The sequence below is a fragment of the Nostoc sp. genome, from assembly GCF_036916985.1.
Lineage (GTDB): Bacteria > Cyanobacteriota > Cyanobacteriia > Cyanobacteriales > Nostocaceae > Nostoc.
The window spans coordinates 90,300-103,287 of record NZ_JBALFD010000071.1; the positions used below are offsets into that span (position 1 = coordinate 90,300).

General features: G+C 42.2%; 12 protein-coding genes. 8 read left to right on the top strand and 4 right to left on the bottom strand.

Going from position 1 to position 12,988, the window contains the following annotated elements:
- Window positions 1–25 precede the first annotated feature (25 nt).
- Window positions 26–1,063 (top strand): hypothetical protein, encoded by a 1,038-nt coding sequence (locus tag V7L07_RS23990; RefSeq protein ID WP_335061341.1) that lies wholly within the window; start codon window positions 26–28, stop codon window positions 1,061–1,063.
- A gap of 407 nt (window positions 1,064–1,470) precedes the next feature.
- Here V7L07_RS23990 and V7L07_RS23995 read toward each other — a convergent pair whose 3' ends face one another.
- The 3 genes from V7L07_RS23995 to V7L07_RS24005 form a co-directional block, all read right to left on the bottom strand.
- Entirely contained in the window at window positions 1,471–1,821 is a 351-nt protein-coding gene (locus V7L07_RS23995; protein ID WP_015136553.1) for a DUF1257 domain-containing protein, read from the bottom strand.
- A 141-nt stretch (window positions 1,822–1,962) separates the two neighbouring features.
- Window positions 1,963–3,474 carry a stress-responsive protein Ycf46 gene (gene ycf46, locus V7L07_RS24000; protein ID WP_334730886.1) on the bottom strand — a complete coding sequence of 504 codons (1,512 nt, stop codon included), beginning with the start codon at window positions 3,472–3,474 and terminating at the stop codon, window positions 1,963–1,965.
- Between the two features lie 78 nt (window positions 3,475–3,552).
- Window positions 3,553–3,906 (bottom strand): hypothetical protein, encoded by a 354-nt coding sequence (locus V7L07_RS24005; RefSeq protein WP_335061342.1) that lies wholly within the window; start codon window positions 3,904–3,906, stop codon window positions 3,553–3,555.
- Between the two features lie 482 nt (window positions 3,907–4,388).
- Between V7L07_RS24005 and V7L07_RS24010 the strand changes: the two genes are divergently transcribed.
- From V7L07_RS24010 to V7L07_RS24035, 6 genes are all read left to right on the top strand, one after another.
- Window positions 4,389–4,919, top strand: coding sequence for a hypothetical protein (locus V7L07_RS24010; protein WP_335061343.1), 531 nt, complete (start codon window positions 4,389–4,391; stop codon window positions 4,917–4,919).
- A 55-nt stretch (window positions 4,920–4,974) separates the two neighbouring features.
- Entirely contained in the window at window positions 4,975–5,139 is a 165-nt protein-coding gene (locus V7L07_RS24015) for a hypothetical protein (RefSeq protein ID WP_335061344.1), read from the top strand.
- Window positions 5,114–6,268, top strand: coding sequence for an NAD-dependent epimerase/dehydratase family protein (locus tag V7L07_RS24020; protein ID WP_179069093.1), 1,155 nt, complete (start codon window positions 5,114–5,116; stop codon window positions 6,266–6,268). The genes V7L07_RS24015 and V7L07_RS24020 overlap by 26 nt, the downstream gene beginning before the upstream one ends.
- A 12-nt stretch (window positions 6,269–6,280) precedes the next feature.
- Window positions 6,281–6,925, top strand: coding sequence for a DUF4291 domain-containing protein (locus tag V7L07_RS24025; RefSeq protein WP_335061345.1), 645 nt, complete (start codon window positions 6,281–6,283; stop codon window positions 6,923–6,925).
- Window positions 6,926–6,931: 6 nt separating this feature from the next.
- Window positions 6,932–8,062, top strand: a complete 1,131-nt coding sequence (locus V7L07_RS24030; protein ID WP_335061346.1) for a glycosyltransferase family 4 protein — start codon at window positions 6,932–6,934, stop codon at window positions 8,060–8,062.
- A 284-nt stretch (window positions 8,063–8,346) separates the two neighbouring features.
- Complete coding sequence (locus V7L07_RS24035; protein WP_335061347.1) at window positions 8,347–10,932, top strand: GAF domain-containing protein; 2,586 nt, start codon at window positions 8,347–8,349, stop codon at window positions 10,930–10,932.
- A 101-nt stretch (window positions 10,933–11,033) separates the two neighbouring features.
- Here V7L07_RS24035 and V7L07_RS24040 read toward each other — a convergent pair whose 3' ends face one another.
- Window positions 11,034–11,309 (bottom strand): DUF7219 family protein, encoded by a 276-nt coding sequence (locus tag V7L07_RS24040; protein WP_335061364.1) that lies wholly within the window; start codon window positions 11,307–11,309, stop codon window positions 11,034–11,036.
- An 827-nt stretch (window positions 11,310–12,136) separates the two neighbouring features.
- Here V7L07_RS24040 and purC point away from each other — a divergent pair.
- On the top strand, window positions 12,137–12,874 hold the full coding sequence (gene purC / locus V7L07_RS24045) for a phosphoribosylaminoimidazolesuccinocarboxamide synthase (protein WP_335061348.1): 738 nt from the start codon (window positions 12,137–12,139) through the stop codon (window positions 12,872–12,874).
- The last annotated feature ends 114 nt before the right edge of the window (window positions 12,875–12,988 follow it).

Sequence of the window (12,988 nt, forward strand, 5' to 3'; positions counted from 1 at the left end):
GGCTTGTAATGCAGAGCGCTTCAATATGACGAATCTGTATCAGGCTGCATTGCCATTGTTCAGCAGTGATTCCAGAATATCACAGCTTATGATTCCTATCACTGCACAGTTGGGCAGTGAAAAGTATCTCTCTTTTGTCAGTGGGGCGATTTTACGACATGTGTTCCTCATTGAACTTGTCAAGGTTCCAACAATAGATTCCACTAAATTCCGAACACGCTGGTTCGAGCAACTAAATGGCGATCAACGATATTGCTCTTTTGATGAATGTCTTGAAATTGCCATAGACCTTATTTCAAAATTAGATCAGTGGTTACAAACGCCAGAACATAGGGAAACCCTGGAACTGTTTTTCAAACACCCACAACTTCCCTACGAAGCACCTATCGACTATCTTGCAAAGCCTGATATATCCGACAAAACTACAAGGATACATCAACTTGGTAATGTTGCTTGGACATACACTGAGACAATTCTACGCACGTTAAAGCTGCGAAAATTTCTGACTCAAGGCGAAACCAGCCCAGATGCAAAATTTTTCAAATTGGTTCTGAGCGATAAGATCAAAATTAAAACTTATCTGACCGACCGTGCTTTAACTGGGAATTTTAAAACTAACAGAGAAAAGCGATGGGAAACACATCCGCACTCAGTTCAATTTGCTAATCGCCGAACTTGTATGGAAATTGAGTACGTTTTAATTGAACAGCTTTGTACTTTTGATGGTTTTCCAGCTACATCAAGACAAGCACTTGAACAAGAGAAAATTCTCTTTAATACACAGCCAGTATTTCAATGCCCGATCACACTTATTCCTATGTCCTTTGAAAAATTCGAGGCAGAGTTAACAACCCGAACGCACGGCAAATCAAGCTTCCAAGTTGGTCATCTTAACCCGTTGAAACTCGACGATCCTGCAAGCGCTACATCTGGACATACTGCTGACAACATAAGCTGGATTTCAGACGACGGGAACCGCATTCAAGGAAGCAAAAGTCTGGACAGCATCCGAAAGCTGCTTAAGCAAATCGCAGATAACTATCAAAAACTTAAACTTCATTAGCTAAAAATTAGCTTAGTGCCAAAATACATTTATTGCTAGATGAGTGCGGTTAAGCATTTGCAACTCATGCTCTTGTAAAAACATAACCCCTCTCCGCCACCGGAAAGGGGTTATGTTAGTGCGTATTATACTTACACTTACAACATATATTTGTACCCTAGTAACAATCCTGAATGGTTGCTTCGACATAAAGCAGAACTTCTTAAGTTAATTAAAAATAAGCTTGGTTGTCATGCTGACTACATCAATGTTACTACGATGAAATAAAATTACTAATTTTAAATTAGTATTGACTAGACTAATCAAAAATCGGGACTGAGAAATAAATCTCAATCCCGATAAAAAAGCGGGCTAACCGCTATTTATATGGTTAACCCGTGCAGCTTTGGGAACGCGCAGAGAAATTGTTATTGCAATACCAACTTCACATTGGCGTTTTGCAAACCGCGCTGTTTTACTTCAGCCAAAGTTTTGTTAACGGCATACTTTTGGTTGATTGAGTTGATCAACTCGGTTTGGTTGTGCTTCTTAGCAACGCCCCACAAGTCAGCGATTAGGTCAAAAGAACCATCGCTGTTGCGAGACCAGCCGAGGTCATATTCGCCTTCCAACACGGCAACGATGTCAGAACGGACACGCTGACCGTTATAACCACGGACATCAGCTTCAGTCTTTACGCTGATACCGAGGTCGCGCAAGGAAGCCTTGAGGATTTCGGCATCGGTGATTTTGGTACGCAGGGTGCTAAAGTGAGACATTTGGGTTTCCTCCAATGAGAAGATTGAGAAAAACGACAACGGTTTGTTTTGGGCGAAGCCGCGCTTAACAGGATGCGGCCTTTCTTATAACTGCTAGCATTTTCAGCTAGCCTTTCCCCCTGGGATGGCAGAGGAAAGCTTTTAAAACTCCATTCGCTGATATTCAGCTACGGAGGATGCTGCGGGGCGGGCGCGCTGTCTGGCCCAATCTCTCAGAGCCGTTACTTGTTCTTGCATCGTTCGAGACAGCGGCAATGTTGCCTTCAGTGCAGCAATAATATCTAGTTGGGTGAACTCCCGATCTTGGGCAAAAGCTTCATACATTGCCGCAACGATCGCTTGCTCAACTTCTGCCCCAGAAAAGCCATCAGACATCTTGGCTAGTTGCTCAAGATCGAATCGAGAGATGTCTTCACGGCGTTTCGTCAGGTGAATATTGAAAATGTGTTGCCGTTCTTCCGGTGTTGGCAGATCGACAAAGAATATTTCATCAAAGCGTCCTTTCCTCAAGAATTCGCCAGGTAAGCGTTCTACTCGGTTGGCGGTTGCCATCACGAATACTGGTGATTTCTTATCTTGCATCCATGTGAGGAAGGAGCCGAAGATTCTACTTGAAGTCCCCCCATCAGAATCAGATGAACCTCCACTACCAGCAAAGGATTTATCCAATTCATCGATAAACAAAATCGCTGGGGAGATAGATTCTGCTGTTTTCAGGGCGTTTCGCAGATTTGCCTCACTTCGTCCCACCATTGAGCCGTCGTAGACTCGCCCCATATCCAACCGCAACAGTGGTAAACCCCACAGCCGGGAAGTAGTTTTAGCAATTAATGACTTACCGCAACCGGGAACTCCTAAAATTAGCATCCCCTTTGGTTGAGGCAAACCATACTCTCTCGCTCTTTCTGTAAAAGCGTTAGAGCGTTGCTTGAGCCATCTTTTTAACTCTTCTAAGCCACCTACAGCATCAATGGTTTCATCTTCTTCAATGTATTCTAAGATTCCATTGCGCCGAATCAGTTGCTTTTTCTCAGATAAAACGATATCTACTTCATCTTCCGTCAAACGCCCTGTAGTTACCTGTGCCTTACGGTAGACTTTCTCAGCTTCATCTTTAGTTAGACCTAAAGCGGCTCTAAGAAGTTTTTCTCTGGCTTCTGTTGTCAGCCGACGACCACGGTTTTGCTCTATATGGTGAGTTAAGACTTTGTTCAACTCAGCCATATCTGGCAATGTAAAGTCGAGAACAACAACTTCTTTTTCCAGTTCTATAGGTACTTGTTGCATTGGAGACATCAAAATGATGTTCTTCTGCATACCCTTGAAACTAGCGATCGCATCACGTAACGATCTGTTAGTTGCAGGCGCATCTATAAAGGGGTGTAAATCTTTAAGAATAAATATACTTGGTTCTTTCTGCCGAATTATCCACTCAATCGCCGCCTCTGGAGATACGGTATTATGTTGGGTAACATTCCGGGGTTGACCATATTCGACAATCCCGTGTGTTACTGTCCAAATAAATACTCGGCGCTGGGGCTTTAATAACTGGGCGATTGTGGAAACTGCTAGCTCGGCCCGCTCTTCCTCGGAGGTCACAAGGTAGATTAAAGGGTATTGAGCTTGAATTAGGATATTGAGCTCTTCTTTCATACTTCGACCTACTTGAGACCTTATAGAGACAGTAGAGACATTGCTTCTGGTAAAGACAACCGAATCATGAATATCTATTTAGCAAGGAACTAACTCTTCCTCACCCTTGGGATTGGTTTCATCTTCATCCATCTCATCAATAGAAAGATGCTCTTTACCAACTACTCCTGGTTGATTGCCTAAAGTAACCAGTTCCCCATCACGTAATACTAGTGAGCTATCACAAGTCGGGCATGAATAAACTCTATGAGTCCGCCCATAACTAGAATCTTCTAACTCTTCAACTAATTCTTGATTAGACAGGTAAAAACCAAGGGCACGCTCGGCAAGTTCTGACATTGGCTCGGAATCAACTGCTGAACGAATCTTCAGTTTTCTGTGCAACTCTGGCGATAAATACAAAGTGACCTTTTGCTTAGTTTGCGTTTGCATATAACTCTTTAACGGTCTTACCCGGGTATGTATATCAAGTTATCGGTTCTTTTCTTGCTTGTCAAGACAGTAAAACGTTTTAACGGCATTTTTGTTACATTTGTTTACATTTGGAGATGAGATGCTAATGAATCAGGCTGAAACTGGGAATTAGCGATCGCTAAACCAACAATAATAAAGTAATGATTGCCGGACTTGGCTTATTTTTTAGTGATTTGGAGCCTCAGCGGATTAAAGTTGAACACCTTTCCGGTTATAAACATGGCTGGAAATTATAAAGTGTTGGTTTGGAAGTGAAAAAGCTCTAAAGTTAGCTCGGCTGTCTGAGATGCACTGTACATAAACTGTCTGATAAAACACTCTTTATAAGCTTCTCTACTGAGAGCTTAAAAGAGAATGGTAAATATCCTGAAAGAATATTGAACTTTTAATGAGTGCTTTTTTTGTGCAAGGTATTGATCTTGGCGAAATGTGTAATATAAATGGCTACTGCTAATAAAACCTGTAGTTTGGGGCGAAGAATTTATCAGTTTGCCGCCAGCGTTAGCGGAGTAATTGCCCTGCTAATAATCCTGTGGGGTTGTACTGCAAATGATTTTAACGCTGGAGCGATCGCTTGGAAGACTTATACTAACTCTCGTTATGGCTTTGAATTTCCATATCCGAGTAACTGGACTTCTTTAGCAGCCCCAGCAAATGATGATGGAATTGCGTTTATTTCAGCACAGGATAACTCAGTGGAAATTCGGGGATGGGCAAGTCATCAGTTACCAAATTCGATTGTTACAGATCAAGAGTCTGTGAAAAAGATAAAACCCAATTTTCAAACCACCCAAGGAGTATCTGGGGTGGTAGTTGTAGAAGTTGATCAACAAGTAGGTTCCATGACACTGACCCTAACTCAGGGTCAAGTGAAATACTATTTGCGGGGACGAAGCAAGAGCCAAAAATTTCAAGATTACTATCGTTTGTTTTATTACATTGCCCAACAGTATCGAATTACGAAGTCTTGAGTTATGGAGTATGGGGCATAGGGCATGGGGCATGGGAATAAAGGAGATGAGGAAGATGACGGAGATTATAAAAAAGCTTGCCACCCCTCATCCCCAATCCCCAATGCCCAAAATCCACATCTCCCCCAGAATGATGATTGAGAGGGGACAGAAACCTGATAAATTTAGCTATCAGCGAGTAAAAACTAGTGAAGATGAAAGTCCTGGTTATTGGTGGTGATGGATATTGCGGTTGGGCAACTGCTCTTTACCTTTCCAATCGAGGTTATGAAGTTGGAATTTTAGATAGTTTGGTGCGGCGGCACTGGGATAATGAACTTGGTGTCGAAACTCTTACTCCCATCGCACTAATTCAGCAACGCCTCCAGCGCTGGCAAGATTTGACAGGTAAATCAATTGACTTGTTCATCGGCGATATTACAAATTACGAATTTCTCCATAAAACACTACAGCAATTTCAGCCAAATGCCCTAGTGCATTTTGGTGAACAGCGTTCGGCTCCATTTTCTATGATTGACCGAGAACATGCAGTTCTTACCCAGGTCAATAATGTAGTTGGGACTTTGAACTTACTGTACGCCATGCGCGAAGATTTCCCCGATTGTCATTTGGTGAAGTTGGGGACGATGGGAGAATACGGTACACCCAACATTGATATAGAGGAAGGGTATATCACCATTGAACACAATGGACGCAAGGATACCCTACCTTATCCCAAGCAGCCTGGGTCAATGTACCATTTAAGCAAAGTCCATGATAGTCATAACATCCACTTTGCTTGCCGGATTTGGGGATTGCGAGCAACGGATTTAAATCAAGGTGTGGTTTATGGCGTTTTAACTGAAGAAACGGGGATAGACGAACTATTGATTAATCGGCTAGATTACGATGGTGTGTTTGGTACTGCACTGAACCGCTTTTGTATTCAAGCCGCCATTGGACATCCGTTAACTGTCTACGGTAAAGGTGGGCAAACTCGCGGATTTTTGGATATTCGGGATACAGTTAGATGTGTGGAATTAGCGATCGCTAACCCTGCCGAAGCTGGTGAATTCCGTGTATTTAATCAATTTACCGAACAATTCAGCGTTGGCGAATTGGCATTGATGGTGAAAAAAGCTGGTAACGCTATCGGATTGAACGTAGAAATCAATCACTTAGATAATCCCAGAGTTGAGAAAGAAGAACACTACTTCAACGCGAAAAACACCAAATTGCTCGATTTAGGTTTACAGCCTCACTTGCTCTCTGATTCTCTACTCGATTCTCTGTTAAACTTTGCCATTAAGTATCAGAAACGAGTTGATCACAAACAAATTCTGCCTAAAGTCTCTTGGCACAGAAATTAGGGTAAACTCTGCGTGCGGCTGATAACAGAAGCTTATTTAACTCAAGTCAGTAATTGGCCTGAAAACGGTCGTCATATTTTAGCACAATATGACGACCATTCAATTGTTGTTTATCAAGCGTATCGTCCATCTATTGGGAACTTCGCCGCTACCTATGGTTATTTTGGTGGTGAGTTTAGTTTTGACCGCATGAGTTGGATAAAACCTAACTTCCTCTGGATGATGTATCGTTCTGGATGGGGTACACAAAATGGACAGGAGGTAGTGTTAGCTATTTGGATGAAGCGTTCAGCTTTTGATGAAATTTTAGCGGCGGCTGTTCATTCCAGCTACGTTCCAGAACTTTATCCCGATAAAAGTATATGGCAAAGAGCATTGAAGCAATCACAAGTCCGCCTACAATGGGACCCAGACCATCACCCAACTGGGACAAAATTAGAACGACGCGCTATTCAGTTAGGGTTACGTGGTCAAGTGCTAGCTGCTTACGCCAAAGATTGGATTGTGAACATTGAGGATATCTCGGACTTTGTACAAAAACAGCGCCAAAATATTAAATCTGACTGTGCAGAGTTGATTACACCACAGGAGAGAGTCTATTCTGTGTTTGATACCGAAACGCAAGCAAAGCTGAGATTATCTGCCTGGACTGAATAGTTTTTTATGAGAATTGCTCTATTTACCGAAACCTTTTTACCCAAGGTTGACGGCATTGTAACGCGCCTACGCCATACTGTTGACCATCTACAGCGCAGTGGTAATCAAGTGCTGGTGATTGCCCCAGATGGAGGCATCACAGAACACAAAGGCGCTAAAGTTTACGGTGTTACTGGCTTTCCTCTGCCATTGTATCCAGAATTGCAAATGGCATTACCCCGCCCAGCTATTGGTTATGTTTTAGAAGAGTTTAAGCCTGATATTATTCATGTCGTAAATCCAGCAGTTTTGGGTTTAGCAGGTATATTTTATAGCAAAATCCTCAAAATCCCTTTAGTGGCGTCTTATCATACCCATTTACCCCAATATCTCCAACATTACGGTTTGGCGATGTTAGAAGGGTTTCTTTGGGAATTACTGAAAAGCGCTCATAATCAAGCAGCTTTGAATCTGTGTACCTCCACAGCAATGGTGGAGGAACTGACAGCACACGGTATTGAACGTGTAGATTTATGGCAGCGCGGGGTAGATACAGAATTATTTCACCCCGATTTAGCTAGTGTAGAGATGCGATCGCGCTTATCGCAAAATCATCCAGAAAGTCCATTGCTACTTTACGTTGGGCGGCTTTCGGCTGAAAAAGAAATTGAGCGCATCAAACCAATTTTAGAAGCAATTCCCCAAGGGCGGTTAGCATTAGTTGGGGATGGGCCCCACCGTCAAGCATTGCAAAAACACTTTGCTGGCACAAATACTTATTTTGTTGGGTATCTCATGGGACAAGAATTAGGTTCTGCCTTTGCGAGTGCTGATGCCTTTATCTTTCCTTCCCGTACAGAAACACTAGGCTTAGTATTACTAGAAGCGATGGCTGCTGGCTGTCCCGTTGTAGCAGCCCGTTCGGGGGGAATTCCTGATATTGTGACAGATGGCGTAAATGGATATCTTTTTGAGCCAACAGCAGATATTCAAGGGGCGTTAGCTGCTACTGTTCGTCTCTTGGAACAAAAACAACAACGAGATATCATCCGCCAAAATGCTCGCCAGGAAGCAGAAAGATGGGGTTGGGCAGCTGCCACCAGGCAGCTACAAGATTACTATCAAAAAGTGATATTTTCTAAACAGTTGGCAAGATAACAGGACGGGTACTGGGTACTAGGGACTATAGCGTTTCTCGAACGGAAGCAATACACTTTGACCTCACTTCCATTCCTCTCTCCTTTTAGGAGAGAGGAATGGAATTTTACTCCCCAACGCTAGAAGGGAAGGGGCTGTTCTTGTTAGGTCTGTATTCTATGCAACTGAGAACCGCTATAGGGACTGGGGAGATGAGGGAGACAAAAAATAACCATGCCCAATGCCCAAAATCTAAAATCTAAAATCTAAAATCTAAAATCTAAAATCTAAAATCTAAAATTACCATGACACTCCCCAACCCTGGCAGCGTCTTGGCTACATTAACTGAACTGACTCAAGTTAATCGTACTCACGCCTTACTGCGTCGCGTTAAAGACTTATCTGTTAACGAATTTGTTTGCTTACTTGACTTCATAACTGCTGAGTTCCAACAATTTCTGAGAGCTATTGAACTAATCAATAATGAAGCTCTAGAAACTATGTTGGAGAAAGTATTAGAAGCCATCACACTCAAAATCGGTCAAATTCTCCAAGCAGAACATACAGCTATTTTTTTAGTTGACTATGACAAAGGTCAATTGTGGTCAAAAGTTCCTCAAGATAATACCCAAAAATTCTTAGAAATTCGTATTCCTATTACAGTGGGTATCCCTGGTCATGTTGCGAGTACAGGTCAATATCTCAATATATCTGAAACTTATACTCATCCGCTATTTAGCCCAGAGCTTGAAAAACAAATGGGCTACAAAATACGTAACATTTTATGTATGCCCGTTATTAGTAGCAAAAACAAGACTGTAGCGGTAGTGCAACTAGCTAATAAAACCGGGAATGTTCCGTTTAATCATGATGATGAAGAACGTTTTCGAGACTTTGCCGCTTCTATTGGTATTATTCTAGAAAGCTGCCAATCTTTTTATGTCGCTGCTCGTAATCAAAGAGGCGCAACAGCTTTGTTACGGGCAACTCAGACACTAGGGCAAAGTCTGGATTTAGAAGCAACTTTGCAGATAGTCATGGAACAAGCCCGAATTCTCATGCAGGCAGACCGCAGTACACTATTTTTATATCGTAAAGAGATGAGCGAACTCTGGACGAAAGTGGCAGCGGCGGCAGATGGCACAAACTTGATAGAAATCCGCATTCCTGCTAACCGTGGCATTGCTGGATATGTAGCTTCTACAGGTGAAGCCTTAAATATTTCTGATGCTTACAAAGACCCCCGCTTTGACCCAACGACAGATAGAAAAACTGGCTATGTAACTCGCAATATTCTGTGTTTGCCAGTATTTAATTCTGCAAATGAATTGATTGGGGTTACGCAATTAATTAATAAGCAACAAGGGAGTTTTACTGCTTCTGATGAAGAGTTTATGCGGGCTTTTAATAATCAAGCCGGAATTGCCTTAGAAAATGCTCGTCTGTTTGAAAATGTACTGTTAGAAAAACAGTATCAAAAAGATATTTTACAAAGTCTGTCAGATGCGGTGATTTCTACAGATATGGCAGGACAAATTGTCACGATTAATGATGCAGCATTGGAGTTGCTGGGTTGTCCGATAGGAGACGCCGATAGCAAGAACAAGAAGCTTTTGTGGGAACAAAATTTGATTGGCCGCCTAGTTTGGGAAGTTGTACCGATTGAAAATCTCCAAATGCGACTAGAAGATAGTCTCAAAACTGGAGCTAAACATTATGTGCCAGAGCAAAGTTTGATGGTGGGACTATACCAAGTTATGAGTGAGGAGTTAGGAGTTAAAAGTGAGACTCTCAGGACTCAGCATTCAATTTTAGCAGTGCGCGATCGCACTAACCCCGATATTTTTATTCCCTGGAATCAACCCCTGATTCCCCAATCTGAGTTTCTCACTACTGATAAGGTACAAATATTAGAGCGCAGTACTAATCTCACTGTTAATCCCCTGACTAACCCAGAAGGCGGAGTACGCGGTGGTTTGGTGGTGTTGGAAGACATCAGTCAGGAAAAACGGATGAAAACTACCATGTCTCGCTACCTAACGCCTCATGTCGCTGAACAAGTGATGGCGCTGGGAGAAGATGCTTTAATGGTAGGTGAGCGCAAAGAAGTAACCATCTTATTTTCTGATATCCGGGGCTACACAACACTCACGGAAAATCTTGGTGCAGCTGAGGTGGTGTTGCTGCTAAATCAGTATTTTGAAACGATGGTAGAGGCGGTTTTTAACCACGAAGGTACTCTCGATAAATTTATTGGGGATGCCTTAATGGCGGTATTTGGTGCGCCGCTACCACTTACAGAAAATCATGCTTGGAGGGCTGTACAGTCCGCGTTGGATATGCGACAACGCTTGGAGGAATTTAACCAGCGGCGAATTATCCAGGCGCAACCACAAATTCGTATTGGTATTGGGATTAGTTCTGGGGATGTGGTTTCGGGTAATATTGGTTCCCGCAAACGAATGGATTACACCGTCATTGGAGATGGTGTAAATTTGAGTTCGCGCTTAGAGGCGGTAACAAAGGATTATGGTTGTGACATTATTTTAAGCGAATTTACTTACCAATTGTGCAGCGATCGCATTTGGGTGCGCCAGTTAGATAAAATTCGTGTCAAAGGGAAACACCAGGCGGTGAATATCTACGAGTTAATTGGCGATCGCACTACTCCCCTAGATACCAACACTCAAGAGTTTTTGTTTCATTATCATACTGGACGCGCTGCTTATTTATCGCGCAACTTCTCACAAGCGATCGCCTGTTTTGAAGCCGCCAAATGCATCCAACCCCAAGACCAAGCTGTTGATATACACCTAGAACGTGCGCGTAATTATCAACAAACCCCGCCCCCAGAGTCTTGGGATGGTGTCTGGACAATGCTTTCTAAATAGGGCATTGGGCGTTAGGAGTGCTGAGTACTGAGTGCTGAGTTAAGAGTTTTGTTTATCTCCCTCATCCCCCTTATCTCTACGCCAGACCTCGTGTCTCTCCTTTAACCTTTAGCCTCTCCCTGATCATCCTGAAACGGAGCTTCGCCAATTCCTAGCTCTTTTTTTGAGCGTTTCAACTGTTTCCATAGATCCTTTATTTGTTCGTAAGCTGCACCTGGAGGTAGTTTTCCACCTGTTTCTAAGTTGCAAATGTAGCTGACACGTTGAGCAAATTCCTGTAGATTTGCATTAAAAACCAAGTTTTCTGGCTTTACCTGACCGTAGTAGCGACCACGAGGGAAGAGAAAATCATCCTTGTTCACTATTTTATTCTCCAATTTATTCAATTCTCCTTCTATTTGAATCTCTGAAGCTGAATCACTAGCTAACCTCATCTTTCTTTTGTCAGACTGGGGAAAACCCAATCACCCAAATCCTTTTCCAATTGGTGATGCAGGAATTGGTTAATTCAGATTTTGAGACTAGAGGATAAATCTTAAAATATTTTTGTTGTAAATGTTACAAAAAAGCTTCTGCTAAAATAACCAGAGAGAACATTTGACTTTCCTCCCAGTTGTCAATTTATCTCATCTTAATTTATGAAGTTCAAACTGTAATCAACTTCAGTCGAAACAATTAGATACATAATAAAACATACCCAGATATCTTAGCAAAATTATATTTGCAATAATAATTACAATTTTACCAATAAACTTACTTAAGTAAATATACTATGTAGAAAAGCAAATTGTCCTCTGTTAAAAGTTAGAGATTTAGTTCTGAATCTCTGGCAACTAGCTACTGAAGAATTACCAACAAGAGGGCATTAGCCCGCATTTCTCACGCATGAGAGAAGGGATTGAACCTGGCAGATTGAACTCTCCCACTAGCGAACCTCACGAGCGAAGTAATAAGTAACAAGTAATAAGTAAGATTCATTACTCATTACTTATTCAAGTATTGAGATGTGGTGAGAAATTCGGGATTAGGCCTTGGGCATTGGAAAGAGGCACAGGGGCGGGGTGTAGAGGGGAAAATTCTTCTCCCTTGCTCTCTGCTCCCTCATTAAAATAATCACCAATGGCTAATAGTTAATAACTAAAGATAAAATGGTGAAGCCTCAAAGGACAACTCTTGTCCATAGCCTAAAACTTTACCTGCCACCATGTCTGTTAATTCCAAGTTATACGAAGGCAAAGCGAAAATTCTCTATACAACGGACGATCCGGAAGTCTTGTTGGCTGATTTTAAGGATGACGCCACGGCGTTTAACGCCCAAAAGCGTGGCAGCATCCAAGGTAAAGGAGAAATAAATTGTAGCATTTCCAGCCAGCTTTTTAAACAGTTGGAGGCTTATGGTATAAAGACTCACTTTATCGATAGCCCTGCCCCAAATCAGATGCGAGTGAGGGCTGTCAAGATTTTCCCCTTAGAAGTGGTGATCAGAAATATTGCTGCTGGCAGTTTGTGTCAGCAAACAGGATTATCAGTGGGTACAATTCTGAAACAGCCTTTGGTTGAGTTTTATTACAAAAACGATCCGTTAGGAGATCCTTTGTTGACACGCGATCGCCTGTACCTGCTAGAACTAGCTACTGCGGAACAAGTAGACGCAATTACACATCTAGCATTGCAAATCAATGAATTTCTGAATAAATTTTGGCAGCGGTGCGGCATTACCCTAGTAGACTTCAAAGTAGAGTTTGGTTTGGACTCACAACAGCAGTTGCTCTTGGCAGATGAAATTAGCCCCGACACCTGCCGTTTGTGGGATACCGCAGAAGAAGACTCAAACCGCCGGGTAATGGACAAAGACCGCTTTCGCCGGGACTTAGGAAAAGTAGAGGATGCCTACCAGGAGGTTTTACAACGAGTGTTAAAAGCAGTAGAAACTACAAATTAACAGGTGAAAACTAAAAGGTCAGAAGGAATTATATTTGCTTTTGCCTTTTGCCTTTTGCCTTGTAAAGTAAAAAAGCAAAAGAAAAAAATTATGTTTTGAATTTTACCTTTGGCA